Genomic DNA, 21,753 nt, shown 5'->3' on the forward strand with positions numbered 1-21,753 from the left:
CTCATCTCATGACTAATGGCTACATTCCCTAGCTGATAAACCTCTGGGGCGCAGGCGCCTTGGGATCGTCCCCGAAGCGGTTGGGGCCGCTATTCCCCTGACAGACCAGGAAGTAGATCAGCACCAGGGTGCCCACCACGGGAATGAGGCCGATAAGCAACCACCAGCCGGTACGGTCAGTGTCGTGCAGGCGGCGGGCCGCCACCGCCAGGGCCGGCAGCAATACGGCCAGGGAGTAGATGCCGCTGAGCAGTTCGTTGCTGCCCAGCACCTTGTCCAGCGTCTTCATCAGCAGCACGGCCAGCAGGTTGAACAGCACGAACATCCAGTATTCGGTGCGGTGGGCCCGCCCGCTGAATACGGCATATTTTTTGAGTACGGCAAGATACCAGTTCATTGCGCCTCCAGGCTCAAGTGAAAACAGAATGCATAGGGCCAGAGCTTAACGAGTTCACAGGCGGGGTGCGAGCAAAAAGACCCGCCGCAACGCCTGCCTGCCTGCCTGCCTATCAGACCAGGCAGAGCGCTCTGGCAATCCTCTTTGGGGCCGCTATTTCTTGCGCGCCTGGGGGCCGGGCCGTCGCGCCACGGGCTGATGGTAATCGCCATAGGGGAAGACATTGCGAAAACGCTGGGCGACCGGCTCGGGAATGGATCGGGAAAACACCAGCCTCACTCTGTCGCCATCAAGCTGGCCGAGGATCCGTCCACGCACCGTCTCGTGACGCAGTATCTGCTTGATCTGCTCAAGAAACGCGGGAGGCACCTTGCCCTCCTTGACCACCACCTTGCCAGGTTGCAGCCGGATCTCGAACAGGGCGCCACGCCCCAGCTTCATCAACCACCAGATAAGGGCAAGTGCCACTCCCAAGGATAACCAGGCCATGTCGTTCCCTCCCAACGTCTTGATATCTGGCAGTATAACTACCAAGAGAGTGCCTTTTATGGGGCCGGGCTCACACCCCGGGGGTTGACGTTTTCCAATTGGCAAACAGGCACCCATCTTGCTTGCGGGTAGACCTTTTAATAAAACGACCAATCTTTGACGGAGACCTCATGACTGCGCACCAGTTCACCCCCAGGTTTTATGCTCAATTTCAATGTATTGGCGATCAGTGTGAAGACAATTGCTGCCATGGCTGGCACATCAACATCGACAAGAAGACTTACCGCCACTACCTCGCACACCCGGATCCGCTGATCCAGCACATCGCCGCAGATTCCCTGACCCAGATCAGACGCTCGAACGAGGAGTGGGCCAGCATCGACCTTGACGACACCGGGCACTGCCCCTTCCTGAGCGAGGGGCTGTGCCAGATCCACAAGCGGGCCGGGGCGCAGGATCTGAGCCTCACCTGCCAAAGCTACCCCAGGGTCTCGAACCGGCTGGGCAGCCATCACAAGCTGAGTCTGGCCCTCTCCTGCCCCGAGGCGTGCCGCCAGGTACTGCTCGACCCCGCCGCCATGGTGATGGAGGTCACCCCCTTCAATGGCTATTACAAGGAGCAGATCCTGCCGCCCCGGATCGAGCAGTTGCACAGCCATATTCTCGACGTGCTGCTGGCTAGCGGGATGAGAGTGGAGGAGAAACTCTGGGTCATTGGCCTGCTGATCCACCGGGATCCCACCCCCCTCCCCCATGACGCCTTTCTGGCCCAGATTGGGCAGCTGGTGGAGGCGGGGCAGCTCTCAGCCGCCTTTGCCCAGCTTCCCTTCATCAGCCAGGTACAGTGGTCAGCCCTGCATCACCTGACCTGCCTGCAGGTGGTGAATGCCGGGGCGAGAGCCGGACGGGGACTGGCCACCATGCAGCGATGTCTGGAGCAGATCCAGCGGCTGCTGAGCGGGGACTTCAATACCGGGCAGCTGGCTCAGCTACACGAAGTCTGGCACCATCAGGTCGCCCCGTTTCTGACGGCGCGCCCCCATATCCTGCACAACTATCTGGTCTATTACGTCTATCACCACAATTTTCCCTACCACCCGGAGCGCACCCCGCAGCAGTGCTATCAGCTGCTGATCGCCGACTACTTTCTGCTGCGCAGCTACCTCTGCCTGCTGGCCATGGAGAACAAGCTGAGCGAGCAGGATATCGTGGATCTCTTCTACAGCTACCACAGCCTGCGCCAGCACAATGGCGACTATGAAGCAGCCATCGCCAGGGTGCTGAGCGAGGGGGGCGAGCACAACGATGTCGCCCTCTACGCACTGCTGCAGACCTCGGTGGCGCCGGATAGCGCCATGTGAAGAGAGTGTGGCGGGTGAGTGGCCCGCCACACCAGGGGTTATGCGCCGCGCCCGGCGCCCCAGGCCACCAGGGTTTCGCGATAGAGGGCGAGCAGCGCCTCGTCCCGCACCGCCACCCCAACCCGCTGGGCAGGGCAAGTTGCCCACTCGTCATGGGGATGGGATTTGCCATCGAACTTTTGCAGGGTATGGCCGATGGCGGGGCCATGGGTGATGACCCGCACCGGCCCCTCGCGCAGGGTGAACAGAGTCGGGTCTATCACATAGGCGATGGCGGAGGGGTCGTGCACATGGCAACCATCCAGGCCGATGCGATCGGAGTAAAACCTGAGATAAAAGCGGCTCACCTCCCACAGGAAGCGGCCCGGCTCCCCCGCCTCGTCGCGCAGGGCATCGAGATAGGCGCTGCTGAAAAAGCTCTGCTGGGTCACGTCCAGCCCGATGATCACCAGGGGCCAGTTCGCGGTAAAGACCTGGTCGGCGGCATCGGGGTCATCGTGGATGTTGGCCTCGGCATAGGGGGTCACATTGCCGCGATGACCGTTGACGCCAAAGGCGCCCCCCATCACCACTACCTGCTTCACCAGTTTGGTGATCTCGGGGGCATGCTGCAGCGCCAGCGCCAGATTGGTGAGCGGCCCTATGGTCACGACCGTGATCTCGCCGGGCGCAGCCTTCACCGCCTCGACGATATATTGCCAGGCCGGACGGGGATCCGGGGCTATGGTGACCGCCCCCGCTTCCAAATCGCCAAAGCCGCTTGGGCCGTGCACCACGGTCGTGGGGCCGACCGGTTCGCGCAGCAGCGGCCCCGCCGCGCCCCTGGCCACATCCGCCTTCATGCCATATTTTTGCTTGAGCCAGAGGGCGTTGCGGGTGCCGTTGTCGATGGTGGCGTTGCCAAAGACGGTGGTGATGGCGAGCAGGTCGATGGCGGGGTGCGCCTCGGCAAACAGGATGGCCATGGCATCGTCGATGCCCGGATCGGTATCGAGAATAATCTTGTGAGTCAGGGTGTTGTCAGTCATGGGGCCTCCCTACAGCGACAAAGGGGAGAGTCTACCCGGCCTGCCGTAACCAATCCCGGCAGGGGATCACAGAACCCGTCACAACCGGGTCTGGCGATGAAGATGCAAGGGGCGCGGCTCCTTGCCGGCGCCGCGCCCCTTTTCTTTGCATTATCCGCATCTGCCACTCGTCGGGACAAGCCGCAAGCACAGACCCCTATGGCCTAGTGCTTGCGATGCCAGCGCGGAGAGGTGGCTTTCTCCCCCCAGGGGGTGACGCAGGGCAGCAGGGCTCCCTCTATCACCACATCACTGACCGCCAGCGCCTCGGCAATCTTCTGGTGCAGCACCCGCAGCACCTTGCCCTCGTGTTCGGCCAGGGAGTGGCCGGCGGCAAAATATTCCGGCTGATATTGCAGCGCCAGCTTCTGGGCAAATTCATAGGTGTTGAAACAGTCCGGCATCCGCTCGACCACATCTTCAAGCCGGGCCAACAAGCTGTTCAGTTCCCTGGTCATAATGCTCTCTCCGTGTAGATGAATAGTTGAAAACTACCCCTTATTGGATAAGCCACCAATCAACAAACCGCAAAAGTGTGGGGTGTAACACAGTTCTCTCTTGCCTCCAGCCCACAGTGACGAGGCCTCAGCATGCCAGCTTTACATCTGCGCAACAAATCGCTAGATTTAGACCGACCAATCAGTCGGTTGTTTTTCATACGGAGAAGATCATGGGCGCGGCACTGTTTCACCATCCTGAGGATACCCAGGCCATCAAACTCTCCCTGCCGGATCAGCTGGCCCGGCTTAAACAGGCCTATATGGCCCATCCCATGCCTACCCTGGCCGAGCGCAAGGCGCAATTGGACAAGCTGAAACAGGCCTTGCTGGCGCACAAACAGCCCCTGTGCAAGGCGCTGGCAGAGGATTACGGCCAGCGCAGTCACTACGACAGCCTGATCGCCGACGTACTGCCCTGCATCATGCAGATCAACTACACCCAAAAGCGCCTCAAACGCTGGATGCAACCCCACCGCCGCCACGCGGGCCTGCTGCTGGCTCCCGCCAGGGTGGAGGTGCACTTCCAGCCCCTCGGGGTGGTTGGCATCATAGTGCCATGGAATTTCCCGGTGATGCTGAGCCTCGGCCCTCTCATCACCGCCATCGCCGCCGGCAACCGTGCCATGCTCAAGCTCTCCGAGTTCACCCCCCACACCAATGCCGTACTGCGCACCCTGCTCACCAGCGTGTTTGACGACAATGAGCTGGTGATCATCGAAGGGGATGCCCAGATGGCGGCCGCCTTCAGCTCTCTGCCCTTCGATCACCTGCTGTTTACCGGCTCCACCCAGGTGGGCAAGCTGGTGATGGCCGCCGCCGCGCCCCAGCTCACCCCTCTCACCCTGGAGCTGGGCGGCAAGAGCCCCTGCCTGATCGCCCCCGACATGCCGGTGGCCACCGCGGTGGAGCGGATGATCTTCGGCAAGAGCCTCAATGCCGGGCAGATCTGCGTCGCCCCCGACTATGTGCTGCTGCCCCGCGCCGAGGTGGAGAACTTCATCGCCGCCTATCGCGCCCGCTTCGCCAGGCTCTATCCCAAGGGGTTGGCCAGCCCGGATTACGGCGCCATTATCAATGATCGCCAGTACCAGCGCCTGGTTGGCTGGCTGGAGGAAGCCGAACAGGCGGGCGCCCAGCTGCACCCCTGCGCCTCGCCCGCACGGGATGACAGCCGACGCTTGCTGGCCCCCCACCTGCTGACCGAGGTGCCGGAGCGCTGTCAGGTGATGCAGCAGGAGATCTTCGGCCCCCTGCTGCCGCTCATCCCCTACGACACCCTGGAGGAAGCCCTCGCCTACGTGGCCGAGCGGCCCCGCCCGCTGGCGCTCTACCTGATGAGCTTCGATCCCGAGCTGCAGGCCAAAGTGACCCGGGAGAGCCACTCCGGCGGCATGGCCATCAACGAGAGCCTGTTCCAGGTGGCGGCCGACGATGTGCCGTTTGGTGGCATCGGCGCCTCCGGCATGGGCCACTACCACGGTCACGAGGGATTCCTCACTTTCTCCAAGGCGAAAACCGTGCTGACCCGCGGCAAGTTCACCACCGGCTCCCTGATCCACCCGCCCTACAAGGGCTGGATCCAGAAGCTGATGCTGGCTTTCTTCCTGCGCTGATCGAGGAGTTCGCCATGACCGACAAGCGTCGCCAAATCCTGGACGCCGCCCTGGCCCTGTGCGCCGAGGATGGCCTGCAAGGGGCCGCCACCGCCCGCATCGCCAAGGCAGCCGGGGTGGCCAACGGCACCCTGTTCCACCATTTTCCGAGCAAGGAGGCGTTGATCCTGCAGCTCTATCAGGACGTCAAGCAGCGCATGGGGGCCGCCATCTGCGAGGCCGATCCCGCCCTCTCCCTGCGCGAGCAGACCCGCCACTACTGGCAGCTGGCCATGGCGTGGATGCTGGTGCACCCCAATGAACTCAAGTTCGTACTGGGCTTCTTTCACTCCCCCATGCTGGCCAGAGAGACCCGCAGCAAGGTGCTGAACGATGCCCTGCGTTTTCTGCCAGCCCTGCTGGCCCAGGGTCAGGCGAGCGGCGAGCTGATGCAGGCCCCCGCCCCCCTGATGCTGGAGGTGTGCCAGGGGCAGTTTCTGGCCTGCGCCTCCCTGTTCGTCGATCAACCCGAGCTCGGGCAGGATGCCCACTGGCAAGCCAGTGCCTTCTCCCTGTTCTGGTCCGCCATCTCAGGAGCCAACCTCGATGACACATCCAACCCTTGAATCCCTGGCCAACCGGGGCCGCCACCTCTGGATCACCCTCCTCTTGTGGGTGGTGGGGCGCACCCTCTGCCGCGCCGCCCGCGTCGATGAGGCGGTGCGCCGCGAACTCGCCCCCCTGCCGGACGGGCTGGCCATTCGCCTCGAGGTGGGTGGCCTCCCCTATGCCATGCAGCTCCACAAACAGGGCGGTCGCTGGCTGGCTGGACCGCCGGCGGCCCCTCACGCCAGCATCCACCCGCTGCGGGTGCGCTTCAAGCACCCCAATATCGCGTTTCGCGCCTTGAGTTTCCGGCTCGGGGTCAATCAGGCGTTCAGTGAAAACCGGCTGCTGGTGGAGGGGGACCTCACCTGTGCCATGCACCTGGTGCGGGGGCTTGAGCAGTTGCAGTCCCTGATCCTGCCCGCCTTCATCGCGCGGCCATTGCTGCGCCACTATCCGGCCCCGGCCAACAAGCTCGGCCGGGCCTGCAACATCTATCTGGGTCTGGTGACCGGCTGAGAACAAGGAGCCACTCAATGAGCCGCTATTACGATTTCTTCTGCCCGGTCAAGCTGATGGCCGGCGAACAGGCGCTGGAGCAGCTGGCCAGCGAACTGGCCAGCCTGGGGGCGCGCCGCCCTTTGCTGCTGACCGACAAGGGGGTCAATGGCACCGGCCTTGCCACCCTGCTGGCCAATGTACTGGCCGAGGGGGAGCTGCCGATCGCCGCCATCTGGGACGAGATCCCGGCCGACTCCTCCACCGCCGTGGTGAAACGGATCGCCAAACGCTACGCAGAGCTTGGCTGTGACAGCCTGGTGGCGCTGGGGGGCGGCTCGGTCATCGACACCGCCAAGGCGGTCAACATCCTCGCAAGCCTTGGGGGAGAACATCTGCTCGACTACGCGGGGGCAGGCTGCCTCACCCGCCCCCTCAAACCGCTGGCGGTGGTGCCCACCACGGCGGGGACCGGCTCCGAAGTGACACTGGTGGCGGTGATCAAGGATGAGGCGAGCGGGCGCAAGGTCCCCTTCACCTCCCCCTTCCTGTTGCCGCAGCTGGCGGTGCTCGATCCGCGCCTCACCCAGGGGCTGCCCCTCAACATCACCGCCGCCACCGCCATGGATGCCATGACCCACGCCATCGAGGCCTTTATCGGCACCGCCAAGAATCCGGTCAGCGATGCCCTGGCCCTGATGGCGGTGGAAAAGATTGCCGGTGCCCTGCCCCTCATCGTCAAGGATCCGCAAAACCGCCAACTGCGGCTGCAGCTGGCGGAAGGGTCGACCCTGGCGGGCATGGCATTTTCCAACTCCATGGTGGGGCTGGTCCATGCCCTCGGCCACAGCCTGGGGGCACGCTGCCATCTGCCCCATGGCCTGTGCATGAACCTCTTTCTGCCCACAGTGCTCGACTACAACCGCCCCGAGGTGGATGGCGAGCTGGCCCGTTTGCTGCTGCCGCTGGTGGGGGCAGAGCGCTTTGCCGCCACCCCCGCCCACCAGCGGGCCGAGGCAACCATCGCGGCCATTCGCGCCCTGCGCGATACCCTGTGGCAGGAGGTCAAGCTGCCTCGCACCCTGAATGAGGCAGGAGTGAGCGATCGCTCGCTGCTGACCGAGATCCGCGACCTGGCCATCAACGACGGTGCCATGCTGTTCAATCGCAAGGATGCCGATCGTGAGCAATTGCTCACCCTGCTGGAGCGGGCCTGGGCGTAACGAAAGCGCACATCGGGGAGCGCGGGTGCCGCGCTCCCCGGCAGGTGTTCTGCAGGATATTGGCCACGGGCCACGATGATCTGTTCTATACCTTGGCTAACCCTTATCCTGTCCAGGCAGCCCTTTAGCATCAGAGGTGACACCATGAACGAGATCATTCATCAGGCCAACCAGCAGCAGTTCATCTGTGTGGTAGACGGCAAGGAGTCACGGCTGCGCTACCGCCGCCTCGATGCCAAGACCATCGATGCCTACAGCACGTTCGTTCCGCCGGAGCTGCGGGTGCAGGGGATCGCCGATCAGCTGGCCCAGGCTTTCTATGACTGGACCCAGGCACAGGGGCTCACTATAGTGCCCACCTGCAGTTACATCGATGTCTGGTTACGCCGCCATGCCAACAGTTGAGCTTTCACCGTCTGTCAACGAACTCCATCTGCAAACCCGTACCGAAGCCCTGCTGCGGGCTGATCCCCTTCGCATGGCCTGCCTGGCGGCCGCCGCCGAGCTGGCACTGCCCGACTGGGCCATCGGCGCCGGCTTTATCCGCAACCTTATCTGGGATCACCTGCACCACAAGTCGACACCGACCCCGCTGAACGACATCGATCTCATCTATCTGGACAGGCGCGATCCGGCGGGGCTGGCCGAGCCGGATCACGAGGCCTGGCTGAGAGCAAGGGTGCCGGGCCTTCGCTGGGAAGCGCGCAACCAGACCCGCATGCACACACGCCAACGGGTCGAGCCCTTCACCAGCAGCCTGGAGGCCCTCGGCCACTGGGTCGAGGTGCCCACCTGCATCGGTGTGCGCCTGAACGGGAATGGTCAGTTCGAGTGGCTGGCCCCCTACGGCTTTGCCCACAACTGGTCGCTGCAAGTGAGCGCCAACCCCCACTGCCGCCAGGAGAGCCAGGTCTTCACCCAGCGCATTCAGGAAAAACGCTGGCAAACCATCTGGCCTGACCTTGTGATCAACTGGCCATAACCGGATTGCAATCTTTCGATAACCTTGGGCAGACTATGAAAAAGCTCCAAGTTACTCAATGGGTTAAATAATGCGCGATTTTTTCTCACTCGAACGCTGGCTACCGGGCCTCGCCGCACTGCTGCAATACCAGCGCGCCTGGCTGATGCCGGACCTTCGCGCCGGATTCTCGGTGGCCGCCGTGGCCCTGCCCGTGGCCATCGCCTATGCCGAACTCACCGGGGTCGGTGCCATCGTCGGCCTTTATTCCTGCATCCTGCCCATGATGGTCTATGCCCTGTTCGGTACCTCCCGCCAGCTGATTGTCGGCCCGGATGCCGCCACCTGCGCCGTCATCGCCGCCGTGGTGACACCGCTGGCGGCGGGGGATCCTACCCGCCACTGGCAGCTGGTGATGACCATGACCGCCATGACCGGCTTCTGGTGCCTCATCGCCAGCCGCTTCAAGCTGGGGGTGCTGGCGGACTTTCTCTCCCGCCCAATACTGATGGGGCTGCTCAACGGGGTGGCCATCACCATCATAGTGGGCCAGCTCTCCAAAATTTTCGGTTTCACCTTCGACGAACGCTACCTCATCGAGCGGATCGCCAGCGGCGCCAACTACATCACCCAGACCCATCTGCCGACCCTGGCCATGAGCCTGATCGCCTTGCTTACCCTGCTGCTGGCCAAGCGCTACAAACCTGCCTGGCCCTCCTCCATGGTGGCCATGGTGGTGACGGCGGCCCTGGTGTGGGCGCTGGATCTTGGCCAGTTCCATATCGCCACTCTGGGGAGCGTCGGCTCCGGCCTGCCCGCGTTCCAGATCCCGGAGTTTCCCCCCGGCCTGATGCGCGAACTGGTGCTGCCGGCGCTTAACCTCGCCATGGTGAGCTTCGTCTCCATGATGCTCACCGCCCGCAGCTTCGCCGCCAAGAACGGTTACGAAATCGACGCAGACAAGGAGTTCCGGGCGCTGGGCATGGCCAACCTGGCGGCCGCCGCCTCCCAGGGCTTTGCCATCAGCGGGGCCGATTCGCGCACTGCGGTCAACGACGCCAATGGCGGCAAGAGCCAGCTGGTCTCCATCATCGCCGCGGCCGTCATCGCCATCATCACCTTTTATCTGACCGGCCCGCTGCAATACATTCCCACCGCGGCGCTCGGGGTGGTGCTGGTGATGGCCTCCCTGTCGCTGACCGATTTTCGCGGCTTGTGGGCCCTGCGCCACTCCGATCGCTCGGCGTTTTGGCTGGCGCTGATCACCTTTATCAGCGTGCTGACCATGGGGGTTATTCCGGGGATCACCCTCGCGGTCTTGCTCGGGCTGTTCCAGTTCCTGCGCAACGTGATGCGCCCCACCGATCAGCTGCTCGGCATGGACGATGAAGGGGTGGTGCGCACCCTGGGGGACAACGAACAGGCCAAGGCCATTCCCGGCATCCTGGTCTATCGCTTCAACTCGCCCCTCACCTACTTCAATGCCCCCTACTTCAAACGGCGGGTGCTGGCACTGCTGGTGCAGGATCCCCAGAGTCCCCAGTGCCTGGTGATCGATGCGGTGGCCTGCTTCACCCATCAGGACATCAGCGTCATGAGCATGGTGGGGGAGCTGCACAAGGAGCTGAAACGGCGCGGTATCCACATGGTGATGGCGGGCCGCCACGGCCAGATGACCCACTGGCTCAAACAGGCCGGAGTACGAGTGGGGGATGAGGGGATCATCCTCTGCCCCGACATGTATCAGGCCCTGCGCATGACCCGCTGCTACCGCGAGCCGGTGTTCAAGGATGACGAGGTCACCGAGAGCACCACGGATGCCCTTCTCTCCCGCTGGCCCCAGGACGACGCGCTACCCGACTCGGCGCGCCTCACCCTGCCAAGCGAACAGGAAGCCGGCGCTACCCCGGCCTGAGCCACGGCCCCACGCAACCGACCGGGGCAGAGCCCCGGCCGGTGATTGCACCCGCCAGCCTCTTGGTGTTAAATGCCCGACCAGATGGCACCGTTCGCGTGCCACCAGCCGTTGGACACACCATGCAAACTCAATCCCACGCAGGTCCGGGTACGCTGTTCGCGCTCACCTGGCCGCTCTTTATCGATCTCGCCCTGCACTTTCTCACCGGCGCCCTCAATACCTTCATGGTGGGCCATGTCTCCTATCAAGGGGTGGCGGCGCTGGCGGTCGGCAACCAGGTATTCGATCTCGCCATCACCCTGTTCAGTTTCGTCAGCATCGGCACCAGCGTGGTGATCACCCAGTATCTGGGGGCTGGCGACAAGGAGAAGAGCCGGGTGGTGATCCACACCGCCATCGGTTTCAACCTGCTGATCGGTCTCATCGCCGCCATCGGGGTCATGGCCGGGGCCGGCACCATGCTGACGCTGATGAACCTGCCCGCTCATCTGATGAGTGACGCCACCCTCTACCTGCAGATCATCGGTCTGTGCCTGCTGCCGGAGGCAGCGGCGCTCTGTCTGGCCGCGACCCTGCGCGCTCACGGTCACACCCGTCAGGCGATGTACGTGACGCTTATCGTCAACCTCATCACCTTTGTCGGCAACCTGCTGCTGCTCTACGGCTGGTTCGGCCTGCCCCAACTCGGGGTGGCCGGGGTCGCCATCAGCACGGTGGCAGGACGTCTGGTAGGGGTGGTGCTGCTGGTGTGGCTGGTGGCCAAAAAGACCGGCATCCACCTCAAGGCGCGCGATATCGTGCACCCCAGCCGCGAGATGCTGGGCAAGGTGTTGCACATCGGCCTGCCCGCCGCCGGGGAGAACCTCTCCTGGATGCTGCAGTTCATGGTGGTGACCGCGTTTGTCGGCCTGCTCGGTGACAAGGCGCTGGCCACCCAGTCCTACTTCTTCCAGATCTGTCTGTTCATCCTGCTGTTCGGCCTCTCCATCGGCCTTGGCAACGAGATCATCATCGGCCACCTGGCGGGGGCCAGGCAGTTCGATCGCGCCTACCAGCAACTGATGAAAAGCCTCAAACTCGGCCTCATCGTCACCTGCATCATTGCGCTGGCCGCCGCCATCAACGGTCGCTCCATCATCTCGCTCTTCACCGATGATGCCGACATCATCACTCAGGTGGCGCAGCTGTTTTTGATCAGCCTCATCCTCGAACCCGGCCGCACCTTCAACCTGGTGGTGATCAACGCCCTGCGTGCTACCGGGGATGCCCGTTTCCCGCTCTACATGGCGCTCATCTCCATGTGGGGAATTGCCGTACCCCTTTCCTATTTCCTTGGTATCATGCTGGGCTATGGACTGGTCGGCATCTGGTTGGCCCTTGCCTGCGACGAGTGGGTACGCGGTCTGGCCATGTTCTGGCGCTGGCGCAGTCGCCGCTGGCAAAACAAAATTCTGGTTGAAACATAAGTGGAATCACAATGAAGAAGATAGGACTCTTGCTCGCTGCCCTGTTGCTCAGCCCGCTGACACTGGCGCAAACCGCCCCCGCCACCCCCAAGGCGGTGGCGCCCCAGACCTGGTATGTGGCCCCCATCGCCATCGATGAGACCAGCGAAGCCCAGAAGTCGCTGACCAAGGACTTCATGGCCCAGATGATCAAGACCATCAAGATCAACGAGTACCAGACCGGCAAGGCGGTGGGTAATACCAAGGATCCCAAGTGGCTGATCCGCACCAAGCTGATCCCGGCCAGCGACGCCCCGCTGGTGGGCAAGAAGCATCCGCAGGGCCTCACCTACGGCAAGGGTACCCCGACCCAGGAGATCGTCGGCGAACTCCTCATGAACGGTACTCTGGTGGCCCATATCGGCCAGGGCTGGCGCGAGCCCATCGTCCCCGGTACCCCGGTGGCGGAGAAGCTCTCCATCGCCAACTACCGTTATGCCATCGGCGATCAGGCCAAGGCACCGGATCTCGAGGAGCTGGCGGCCCAGATTGGTTTCGAGGCCGGCAAGGTGATCGCCCGTGGTGGCAAGCCGCTGCCCGAGAAGAGCAAGAAGAAAGAGCCAGCGGACAAGGCCAGGGAGTAAGCCTGCCAGCCGTCATTGAGGGGACCTTGGGGTCCCTTTTTGTTTGCCGCTGCGTTGGCCGACTTCTGTGAAGATGCGCACAAATTCGTCGCACCGCCATCATTGATGGTTTTATTATATTGTTTAAATTCAACTAGTTAAAAATGTTCCTCTGGCAGAACCCAACGAATGGCATCAAATTCGATCGGGATCACATTCCTCACCACGGCGAAGGGGTAGCTTGGATTCACAGGCACAATCAAACGAAACCAAGGAGGCTCCATTACATGTTCCCAGAGTACAGAGAACTCATCTCGAAACTGAAGAGCAGTGATGTCCATTTCCAGAAGATGTTTGACTTGCACAACGACCTGGATGAGGAGATAAGGAAGCTGGAAAAACACCATGCCAGCGATTACAGCTCCGAGGTGAAGGATCTGAAAAAACAGAAACTGAAACTGAAAGAGGAGATATACGAGATCCTCAAGCAACATCCACAGCAATAGATGCCTCAACGAATATCCGGATAAGCAATTTATCCCTCAGCCCGGCTTCCGCGCCGGGCTTTTTGCTATTTATGTCAATTAGCGGGACAATAGCGCTACCTGCCAAGGCGGTTATTTGTTAAATTTTTCCCTTGTGATTCAATGGCTAACGCCGACAATAATATGAATATGACATTCCCCTTCCATGTGCTGTTGCTGCTTGCTCTGTTCTGCTTCACCTCTCCCCTGCAGGCCCGCGGCCCCGCGCTGGAGCTATGGCACTCCCAACAGGCCGGCTACGTCATTGACGAGGTGATCGCCCGCTTCAACCGGGAACAGGATCAGCGGGTGAGCGTACTGCAGATAGAGCCCAGCAAGATCAAGGGGGATATCCTGCTGGCGGCCCAGTCCAGGGGGCTGCCGGATCTGATGCTGATCCCCTCCGATTTTCTCGGGCTTTACCGTCAGATGAAGCTCGCTCCCCTGCCGGCCGACTGGTTCTCCAACGAGCTGATGGCCGAGACGCTCTCCTATGTCACCCTCGATCGGCAGCGCTGGGGCATGCCCATGATGCAGGGCAACCACCTGATGCTGTTCTACAACAAAGAGCTGGTCTCCACCCCGGTGACCGAGTGGCAACAGTTTGCGCAGATCGCCCCCGACCTGACGGCCAGGGGCATAATGCCCATCAGCTGGCCCTATGAGGATATGTATTATCTTGCCGCCTTCCTGCGCACCTTCGGGGGCTCCCCGGTGACCGACGGACGCATCACCCTCGATACCCCTGCCATGGTGCTGGCGCTGGAGGCCTACCGTACCGTGGCCCGTCAGGGCTGGGTCGATCCCGATGGCGACTATGATGCGGCTCTCTCCCGCTTCAGCACGGGCAGAAGCGCCTATCTCATCAACGGGGACTGGGCCTTCAGCGATCTGACGAAAAACATGGGCGAGAGGCTGGGGGTGGCCCTGCTGCCCGCCTGGCAGACACGCCCCATGAGCTCCATGAGCGGCGCCTATGTGATTGGCGTTGCGGCATCCGCCATGGAGGATGAGGATCGCCGTCCCGTCATCCAGGCCCTGATGGCCTTTATCCAGCGCAGCGATACCCAGGATTTCATCTACCGCCGCGGCGCCCTGCTGCCGGTCAACCGAGATGCCTTTGCCGCCATCGGCCAGACCCCGGACCCCCGTGCCCGCGTGCTGCTTGAACAGTTCACCCGCAGCGCCCCCATGCCTTCCGGAAGCGCCATGGCGGTCGCCTGGCAGGCGATGGCCACCGGTTTTGAACGGGCCCGGGAAGGAGGCAGTGCGGCCGACACTGCCCGTTACATGCAACAGCTGGCGGATCGCCAGCATCTTCAGGTCAATGCACCATGAGTACCCGCACCTTTCGCCTGGGGCCGACCCTGGTGGTCATCCTGTTCGCCGTCGCCCTGCTGCCCACCCTGCTGGCCAGCGGGGTGCTGCTGACCCGACAGCACGAGATCATCGCCCAGAGCGAGCAGGATCAGCTCGAACGTGCCCTTGCCAGCATGGCCCGGGATGTGCGCTTTCGCAGCGAACTCATCGGTACCCAGCTCAACCAGCTCAGCCACGACAGAGTGCTCCACCAGGCTATAGACAATTTCCTCTTCTCGAGCCACGCTCGCCTGATCCTCGCCAGCTTCGTCAAGGGCAATGATCTGATCCACGCCGCCTACCTGCTCGACAAGTCCGGTCAGGTGGTCGAGTACGTCAACGGCCGTGCCACCATGCTGGAATCGAGCGATCTCATCGCACCCTTGCTGACCTGGAGCAAGACCCGGGAAGCCCGCCAGGGCAAACACCTGCTGCTTCCCGTCAGCGATCCCGCCTTGAGTGCCATGCCGGGCGGACAAGGGAGCGGTGGCATCGCCCTGGTGGCCCCCGTCTATCGCAACTACCAGCGGGCCGGCGTGTTGCAGACGCCTTCCGGCTTCGTGCTGGCGATCCTCCCCTGGAAGAACATCGCCCGGGTGCTGGAGCCCTACCTCAAGGGGCGGGAATCACTGAGCATCACCCATGAGCAGACGCTGCTCTATCAGAGCCCGGTCCCCACCGATCTCGCCCTCGATCCCGACATGTCGCTGGAGATGGAACACCCCATGTCCATCGACTGGCCCCTGCTGAGCGATGGATTGCAGGCGACCATCACCCTCTCCAGCTACAACAACGACCGGGTGCAGGAACTGAACAACTCCCAGCGGATCTTCACCTGGTCCATCGTCGTCATGCTGGTGCTGGTGGTGCTGGTGTGCATCTGGCTCACCCGCTGGCTCAGCAGACCCCTGGTTGCCCTGGCGGCCATGGTGCGTGGCTACGGCCGGGGGGATTACCAGCAACAACTCGCCCCGCTGCGCTTCGTGGAATACGACGAGGTGCGCCGCCTGCTGCAGGAGATGGCTCGCACCATCTCGGCGCAGGTGATGGCGCTGCACCAGCAAAACGAGCAGTTGCAGCTGGCCAACCGGGAGAAGGAGGCCTTCAACCAGCAACTGCGCGACTTCAACGACAAGCTGGAGCTGGAAGTGGCCACCCAGACCACGGCGCTGCGTTCGGCCCTGAGCCGGGTAGAGCGCAGCCGTCACATACTGCAATCCTGGCTGCAATTCGCCCTGCACCAGCAGTTGGACGTGAACATCTCCCAGCTGGCCACTTCCGCCTTGCATCAGCTCTCCCAGCTCTACCATGGCCATCGCTGGGGGCTGGTGATCCGGCGCGAGGGGCAGGAGCCCTATGTGCTGACCCAGGAGCTGGCGGCCCCCGAGCGTGCGCGTCTGACCGCCAAGCTGACCCGACTGGTGGCGGAAGATGTCCCCCCAAGCCCATACCCGTGGCACGATGAGATCTGGCGGGTGCTACCCCTGCCCGGCAGCCAGGGTGGCGTGCTGTTTGGCTACCTGATGGTAAGCGCCGAAGGGCTGGAGCCTGACGATGACGCCATCCTCCACCTGTTTGCCAAACAGCTGGCGACCGGGATCGAGGGGCGCCTCTTCACCGATGAGCTGGCCCGGGTGGCCCGCACCGACAACCTGACCGGCCTGCCCAATCGTCAGGCCTTCGAGGAGGCATTTGCCCACTATCAGGCGGTGCATGCCCGCCATCCCGAGCGTCCTCTCTCCCTCTTCATGCTGGATCTCAATGGCCTCAAACACACCAATGATCACTATGGCCACGAGGCCGGTGATGCCCTGCTCAATGGCATGGCCCAGCTGCTGCTCACCCACTGCCGCCAGGACGAGCAGATCTTCCGCATCGGCGGGGATGAGTTCGTACTGCTGGCCGAGGCGGATGAGGCGGGCTGCCAACGGCTCGCGGCCCGGCTCAAGGAGAGCCAGCAAAGCGCCATGGCGCACCATGGGGAGCAGCACTTCCCCCTGCGCTTTGCCATCGGCTGGAGCTGCAGCGAACAGACCCCGCTGGCCAACCTCAGCCGGGTGGCGGACGACGCCATGTATGCCGACAAGGCCCGTTTCTATCGCGAGCGCCCCTGAGCCCGATTGGCGAGCCTTTCGCCAAGGCCGCGGCGGCTTCGCAAAAATGGGGCGCCACGCTGGACGCCATCCGGGCCATGACTAAGATAGGGGCACTTGCTTATATCGATTCAGAAGGGAGTAGGAAATGGAGTTAGTACTTGGCCCACTGGAAGCCCGCGTCATCGGCTGCCTGATTGAAAAAGAGATCTGCACCCCGGATCAATATCCCCTCTCCCTCAACGCCCTGGTCAACGCCTGCAACCAGAAGAGCAACCGCGAGCCGGTGCTGGAGCTCTCCGAGCTCGATATCCGCGCCGTGGTGGACGAGTTGATCAGAAAGCGCCTGGTGGTCAACACCGCCGGTTTCAACGCCCGGGTACCCCGCTACCAGCACAGATTCTGCAACACCGAGTTCGGCGAGCTGAAGTTCGATGCCCGCGAGCTTGGCATCATCTGCGAGCTGCTGCTGCGCGGCCCGCAGACCCCGGGGGAGCTGCGCTCGCGTACCAACCGTCTATGCAGCTTCGACGACGTCACCCAGGTGGATGCGGTGCTCAATACCCTGATCGAACGCGGCCCCTACGTGGTCAAGCTGCCCCGCGAGCCGGGCAAGCGCGAATCCCGCTACGCCCACCTGTTCAGCGGCGAGGTGGATATCCAGGCCCTGATGGAGTCGGCCCCGGCGGCCGCCTATGCCTCCCCTGCCGCGGATCGCCTGAGCGAGCTGGAGCTTGAGTTGAGCGAGCTTAAAAACCGGTTGGCCGCCATGGAGGCCCGCCTGGCAGCGCTGGATGGTCAGGGCTGACGCCATCATCCCCATGCCCTATCAGGGAGCCGGGGCGGCAACCCCGGCTCCCTGTCTATTGACCGATTATGAGGAAATGCCGTGATCACCCTGATCAAAGAGTCTGACCACCAGAAGATGCCCTGGAAGAACAAGCAGGGCACCACAGCCCAGATCCTCATCTCCCCCAAGGGCGCAACCCTAGATGGGCTCGACTTTGACTACCGGCTGAGTTCGGCCCCCATCAAGGGGGCGGGCACCTTTTCCCGCTTCCCCGGCTATCAGCGCATCCTGTTGCCCGTGAGCGGCGCCGGCTTCGTGCTTAACGGCCACCCCTACGCCACCTTCGAGGCGGCCCACTTCAGCGGCGACGACGAAACCCACTGCGAGTTGCTGAAAAAAGAGGTGACGGATCTCGGGCTTATCTACCATCCGGATCGCATCAGCGCCAACGTGCGGGTGCTGACCCTCCCCTTCCCGCTCGCTCTCACCCTGGAGGCAGACAAGCACTACCTCTGCCACCTGCTGGAGGGCCAGCTCACCGTGCAGGGGCAAAGCGTCGCGCCCAACGAGACTCTGGTGATCAACGGCGAACAGAGCATCCACTTCGAGTGCGGGAAAAAGACCACCATCGCCTTCTTTACCCTGCAATCAATTATGCAATAGCAGACTCCCGCCAACTCTTATTGACTACATAATCCACAGGTTGATATTTAATCGGTAGGGGGTAGTATGGATCTCTCTGCTTTATGTGATGAGAGATCCTATGCAATACACATTTGACGGGTTTGAAGCACCACCTGAGCTCAGTACGGAAGAAGAAAAAAGTAATCAACAGCTACAGAAGAAAATTAGGGATATTTTAGAAGAATTTAAATATGTAGAAGGAAGTGACCTTTCTATTCCAAGAACCTTCAAAGCCAGAGTCCCTTATGAAGATCTGTATGGACTAAAAGCCTTTAGTGCTTTTGTTATCAACCATCCTGTTGATGGCTTAACGAGGGTAGAACCTCACCAACAACAGGTCTCAGGCTCTGTGGACCGTAAATTCCCTTTCTTTTTACAAAGTGCACATAAAGCACCAGAACCAAACGTCATTATTTTGATTGAAGGCCAAGGACATAAAAAAGCAGCCTTTGAGTGGTTGAAGTCTGAAGCAGCAAAATGCGCCGATAAAAATGTCAAATGTTATGACTTGGCGGAGTTCACTCTCTGGCTATAAGTATCCTCTATCCTATCGCGCCCTGAAAATTGCACGATAGTGCGTAATACATCGTTATTTGCTCTCATTTATGATGGATGTTTCGGGAATTCAGATAATAAGTGCGACACTCATGGATGAATGGCGAGAGGTGGCCAACTGCTGATTGGTGGTACCCTTCTGCTCGCCAAAGTAAAAGCAGTATCACCATGAGCTATCAGCAGTTGACCGAGGGGCAACGATACCAGTTATCGGTGCTTCGCGCACAGGGGATGTCCATCCTTGCCACCGCACGCGCCATTGGCGTTCATCGCTCCACCCTCTACCGGGAGCTGCGTCGTAACGCCGGGCCGCAGGGCTACCAGCCAGACAATGCGCATCAGCACGCCACCCACCGACGGGCCAGTGCGGCCAAATCTCGGCTATCTGCCGATGTCATCCAGTTTGTCGAGCTGACACTCGCCTGGTGGTGGAGCCCGGAGCAGATAAGCGCGGTGGGCAAGCAGATAGGCCTCATGGTGAGTCACGAGTGGATATACCGCCATGTGGCCGCCGACAAAGCCCGGGGTGGCCAGTTGTACCGCCATCTGCGCCAGGGCCACAAGCGCTACCGCAAGGGGGCGAGCAGCCTGCGTTCTCCCATCAAGGAAGCCCGCTCTATTGATGAACGGCCGGCTATCGTCGATAGCCGGGAGCGGCTCGGTGATTGGGAGGCGGACACGGTGCTGGGCAAGCAAGGCACAGGTGCACTGGTCACCCTGGTGGAGCGCAAGAGCCGGCTCTATCTGGTCAAGCGGGTCGCGAGCAAACAGGCTGGGGTGGTGCGGGATGCGATAATCGAGATGTTAACGCCCTACATCGAGCAGGTGCATACCATCACCTTTGACAACGGCGGCGAGTTTGCCGAACACAAGGCGATAGAGGAAGCGCTGGGTGCCGAGACTTACTTTGCGCACCCTTACTCTTCGTGGGAGCGCGGTCTGAACGAGAACAGCAATGGGCTGTTGAGGCAGTTTATCCCAAAGGGAACAGACCTGAGAGAGGTCACGGACGAGGATGTCAGGAGAGCGGAGCAGTGGCTCAACCTACGACCTCGGAAATGTCTCGGATTCAGGCAGCCTGTCAAGGTATTCGAAGAGTACCGTCAGGCGGCATAGGCGAGTGTCGCACTTCGAAGTTGAATTCGCGTTTCATCCGCAATATATTGCGCCAGCAAAAAGCCGGGATCATCCCGGCTTTTTGCTGGTTGCTACCAGGGCGATTAACCGACCTTGAAGGTGCCTTTCATCATGGCGAAGTGGCCCGGGAAGGAGCAGAAGAAGGTGAGGTCTTTACCGGCCAGCCCCTCGGTCTTGAAGGTCACGCTGCTGCTCTCACCGCCGCCAATCAGCTTGGTGTGGGCCAGCACGCGCGGATCGTCCTTGGGCAGATAGTCATTCTCGGCACCGGCGCTCATGCCTGCGGTAGCCACGGCCTGGTAATCGGCGGTGGGAGACAATACCCAGTTGTGACCCATGCCGGTCACCGGCAGCTTGCCGGTATGGTTCAGGGTCACCGTCACCTCCTTGCAGGTAGCGGGTACCGTCATCTCCTTGAGATTGAACTGCATGGCATCATTGCCTTCGATAACCAGTGCGCACTCGTCAGCCAGCACCGGAGCGGCCAGGGTAGTCAGAAACAGCAGGGTAATCGCCTTTTTCATCATCTTCTCCTTGGATGAGCAATGGATGACAACAGGTTCGCTTGGCACAACAGGAAGAGGCCAGCAAAGATGTCGTCAAAATCGACCTTCATCTTACCCGATTGTCTTCAATCGGCGATGACTTTAGCGCAAAGGTGCGGGCCAGCTCACCCGACAGGCAATATTTCCCTTCCCTTTCACCGGCAAGCAAGCCGGCTGTTTAATTTTTCCGGTCATTTTCCGGTGCTTGCCGCCCTCCCCTTGGCTAAGCTAGCTCCCCCGATGATGCAACCTCTGTGCGAGACGCCTTCCCATGATGCCGATTTCCCCTCTGCCGGCCCTGCGTGGCCTGCTGTTTGTCCTGTTGCTGGCCCTGACCGGCTGCCAGCCCACGCCACCCGCCCAGACCCGTATTCAGGGCAAGACCATGGGCACCTACTATGTGGTGACCCTGAGCGATCCCTTCCCGGGGGGTGGGCCCGCGCTGAAAAAAGAGGTGGAGCGCCTGCTGGCCCGGATGAACAAGGAGATCTCCACCTACGATCCCGCCTCCCTTATTTCCCGCTTCAATCAGGGCCCTGCCAATGCCCCCATGGCCATTCCAACCGCCATGGCCAGGATAGTGCAGCAGGGGATCGACGCCGGTCACCTCACCGGTGGCAAGCTGGATGTGACCGTGGGCCCGCTGGTGAATCTGTGGGGCTTTGGCCCGGACAAGCGACCGGTCAAACGACCGGATGCACAGGCCATCAATGATGCCCGCCAGAGGGTCGGGATCGACAAGCTGACCCTGCTTCCCCAGGGGGATCACTTCCTGCTTGGCAAGTCCATTCCGGACCTCTATCTCGATCTCTCCACCCTGGGGGAAGGGGCCGCGTCGGACGAGATTGCCGGCCTGCTCGAGGGCAAGGGGGTCAACAACTACCTGATCGAGGTGGCGGGGGCGGTGCGCAGCAAGGGCAACAACAGCAAGGGCAAGCCGTGGAAAGTGGCCATCGTCGAGCCTTCCGACCAGCCGGGCGCCTTCTCGGACGTGGTGAGCCCGAACGGCATGGCCCTCAGCACCGCCGGCAGCTATCGCAACTATTACGAGCTTGATGGCAAGCGCTACTCCCACATCATCGACCCCGCCACCGGTCAGCCGATCACCCACAAGCTGGTCTCCGCCAGCGTGATCACCCCGACCGCGCTCGAGGCCGATGCCCTCGACACCGCCCTCATGGTGATGGGACCCGAACAGGCGATGGCCTTCGCCAAGGCGCACCAGCTGGCGGTCTATCTCATCGTCAAGAGTGGTGAAGGCTTCAAGGCGCAGTACACCCCCCAGTTTGCCCCCTATCTGGCCCGGGAGAAATCCTGACCGCCAGAAACAACAAGAGCCTGACAAGGCTCATTTGACCAAGGCTAAATGCCCCCCCTTGTCCGCCC

23 protein-coding genes are annotated in these 21,753 nt (G+C 61.8%); 18 read left to right on the forward strand and 5 right to left on the reverse strand.

Annotated elements, in window-relative coordinates; all coding sequences use genetic code 11:
- Positions 1-28: 28 nt before the first annotated feature.
- Positions 29-397: a DUF805 domain-containing protein gene (locus tag MRK42_RS13455; protein WP_354688296.1), complete on the reverse strand. Its 369-nt coding sequence runs from the start codon at positions 395-397 to the stop codon at positions 29-31.
- 153 nt (positions 398-550) lie between these two features.
- Positions 551-886, reverse strand: a complete 336-nt coding sequence (locus tag MRK42_RS13460) for a DUF3634 family protein (protein ID WP_223378293.1) — start codon at positions 884-886, stop codon at positions 551-553.
- A 170-nt stretch (positions 887-1,056) separates the two neighbouring features.
- Between MRK42_RS13460 and fliB the strand changes: the two genes are divergently transcribed.
- Positions 1,057-2,247: a flagellin lysine-N-methylase gene (gene fliB / locus MRK42_RS13465; protein ID WP_354688297.1), complete on the forward strand. Its 1,191-nt coding sequence runs from the start codon at positions 1,057-1,059 to the stop codon at positions 2,245-2,247.
- Positions 2,248-2,285: 38 nt separating this feature from the next.
- On the opposite strand, the gene MRK42_RS13470 is transcribed toward fliB, so the two are convergent.
- Both MRK42_RS13470 and MRK42_RS13475 read right to left on the reverse strand, forming a co-directional pair.
- Positions 2,286-3,260, reverse strand: coding sequence for a nucleoside hydrolase (locus tag MRK42_RS13470; protein ID WP_354689053.1), 975 nt, complete (start codon positions 3,258-3,260; stop codon positions 2,286-2,288).
- Positions 3,261-3,478: 218 nt separating this feature from the next.
- A complete protein-coding gene (locus MRK42_RS13475) occupies positions 3,479-3,772 on the reverse strand; it encodes a hypothetical protein (RefSeq protein ID WP_026457877.1) in 294 nt (97 codons plus the stop codon).
- A 212-nt stretch (positions 3,773-3,984) separates the two neighbouring features.
- On the opposite strand from MRK42_RS13475, the gene MRK42_RS13480 reads away from it, so the two are divergent.
- The 16 genes from MRK42_RS13480 to MRK42_RS13555 all read left to right on the forward strand — a co-directional run bounded on the left by MRK42_RS13480 (position 3,985) and on the right by MRK42_RS13555 (position 19,801).
- Positions 3,985-5,427 (forward strand): coniferyl aldehyde dehydrogenase, encoded by a 1,443-nt coding sequence (locus tag MRK42_RS13480; RefSeq protein WP_354688298.1) that lies wholly within the window; start codon positions 3,985-3,987, stop codon positions 5,425-5,427.
- A gap of 14 nt (positions 5,428-5,441) precedes the next feature.
- Positions 5,442-6,032 (forward strand): TetR/AcrR family transcriptional regulator, encoded by a 591-nt coding sequence (locus tag MRK42_RS13485; RefSeq protein ID WP_354688299.1) that lies wholly within the window; start codon positions 5,442-5,444, stop codon positions 6,030-6,032.
- On the forward strand, positions 6,013-6,531 hold the full coding sequence (locus MRK42_RS13490; protein WP_354688300.1) for a hypothetical protein: 519 nt from the start codon (positions 6,013-6,015) through the stop codon (positions 6,529-6,531). The genes MRK42_RS13485 and MRK42_RS13490 overlap by 20 nt, the downstream gene beginning before the upstream one ends.
- A gap of 17 nt (positions 6,532-6,548) precedes the next feature.
- Complete coding sequence (locus MRK42_RS13495) at positions 6,549-7,733, forward strand: iron-containing alcohol dehydrogenase (RefSeq protein ID WP_354688301.1); 1,185 nt, start codon at positions 6,549-6,551, stop codon at positions 7,731-7,733.
- Between the two features lie 144 nt (positions 7,734-7,877).
- Positions 7,878-8,138, forward strand: a complete 261-nt coding sequence (locus tag MRK42_RS13500) for a GNAT family N-acetyltransferase (protein WP_026457815.1) — start codon at positions 7,878-7,880, stop codon at positions 8,136-8,138.
- Positions 8,125-8,715, forward strand: coding sequence for a nucleotidyltransferase family protein (locus tag MRK42_RS13505; RefSeq protein WP_354688302.1), 591 nt, complete (start codon positions 8,125-8,127; stop codon positions 8,713-8,715). Before MRK42_RS13500 ends, MRK42_RS13505 begins: the two co-directional genes overlap by 14 nt.
- Before the next feature lie 70 nt (positions 8,716-8,785).
- Positions 8,786-10,609, forward strand: a complete 1,824-nt coding sequence (locus tag MRK42_RS13510; protein WP_354688303.1) for a SulP family inorganic anion transporter — start codon at positions 8,786-8,788, stop codon at positions 10,607-10,609.
- Positions 10,610-10,731: 122 nt separating this feature from the next.
- Positions 10,732-12,078, forward strand: a complete 1,347-nt coding sequence (locus tag MRK42_RS13515) for an MATE family efflux transporter (RefSeq protein ID WP_354688304.1) — start codon at positions 10,732-10,734, stop codon at positions 12,076-12,078.
- A gap of 11 nt (positions 12,079-12,089) precedes the next feature.
- Positions 12,090-12,701, forward strand: coding sequence for a hypothetical protein (locus tag MRK42_RS13520; protein ID WP_201981318.1), 612 nt, complete (start codon positions 12,090-12,092; stop codon positions 12,699-12,701).
- A 266-nt stretch (positions 12,702-12,967) separates the two neighbouring features.
- Positions 12,968-13,186, forward strand: a complete 219-nt coding sequence (locus MRK42_RS13525; protein ID WP_026457390.1) for a DUF465 domain-containing protein — start codon at positions 12,968-12,970, stop codon at positions 13,184-13,186.
- Between the two features lie 162 nt (positions 13,187-13,348).
- Entirely contained in the window at positions 13,349-14,542 is a 1,194-nt protein-coding gene (locus MRK42_RS13530) for an extracellular solute-binding protein (RefSeq protein WP_354688305.1), read from the forward strand.
- Positions 14,539-16,677: a diguanylate cyclase gene (locus tag MRK42_RS13535; protein WP_223378311.1), complete on the forward strand. Its 2,139-nt coding sequence runs from the start codon at positions 14,539-14,541 to the stop codon at positions 16,675-16,677. Before MRK42_RS13530 ends, MRK42_RS13535 begins: the two co-directional genes overlap by 4 nt.
- A 127-nt stretch (positions 16,678-16,804) precedes the next feature.
- Positions 16,805-17,464 carry a YceH family protein gene (locus MRK42_RS13540; protein ID WP_354688306.1) on the forward strand — a complete coding sequence of 220 codons (660 nt, stop codon included), beginning with the start codon at positions 16,805-16,807 and terminating at the stop codon, positions 17,462-17,464.
- 81 nt (positions 17,465-17,545) lie between these two features.
- Positions 17,546-18,109 carry a HutD family protein gene (locus MRK42_RS13545; RefSeq protein ID WP_354688307.1) on the forward strand — a complete coding sequence of 188 codons (564 nt, stop codon included), beginning with the start codon at positions 17,546-17,548 and terminating at the stop codon, positions 18,107-18,109.
- A gap of 100 nt (positions 18,110-18,209) precedes the next feature.
- Positions 18,210-18,665: a PD-(D/E)XK nuclease superfamily protein gene (locus MRK42_RS13550; RefSeq protein WP_342010775.1), complete on the forward strand. Its 456-nt coding sequence runs from the start codon at positions 18,210-18,212 to the stop codon at positions 18,663-18,665.
- 188 nt (positions 18,666-18,853) lie between these two features.
- Positions 18,854-19,801 carry an IS30-like element ISAs2 family transposase gene (locus MRK42_RS13555; protein ID WP_019706001.1) on the forward strand — a complete coding sequence of 316 codons (948 nt, stop codon included), beginning with the start codon at positions 18,854-18,856 and terminating at the stop codon, positions 19,799-19,801.
- 104 nt (positions 19,802-19,905) lie between these two features.
- Here MRK42_RS13555 and azu read toward each other — a convergent pair whose 3' ends face one another.
- The gene (gene azu / locus MRK42_RS13560) at positions 19,906-20,346 is read right to left on the reverse strand and encodes an azurin (protein ID WP_026457528.1); all 441 of its coding nucleotides are present in this window, start codon (positions 20,344-20,346) and stop codon (positions 19,906-19,908) included.
- A 292-nt stretch (positions 20,347-20,638) separates the two neighbouring features.
- Between azu and MRK42_RS13565 the strand changes: the two genes are divergently transcribed.
- Positions 20,639-21,685: an FAD:protein FMN transferase gene (locus MRK42_RS13565; RefSeq protein ID WP_354688308.1), complete on the forward strand. Its 1,047-nt coding sequence runs from the start codon at positions 20,639-20,641 to the stop codon at positions 21,683-21,685.
- The last annotated feature ends 68 nt before the right edge of the window (positions 21,686-21,753 follow it).

It is taken from the genome of Aeromonas sp. 19NY04SH05-1, from assembly GCF_040581895.1.
In the GTDB taxonomy this organism is placed as follows: domain Bacteria; phylum Pseudomonadota; class Gammaproteobacteria; order Enterobacterales; family Aeromonadaceae; genus Aeromonas; species Aeromonas enteropelogenes.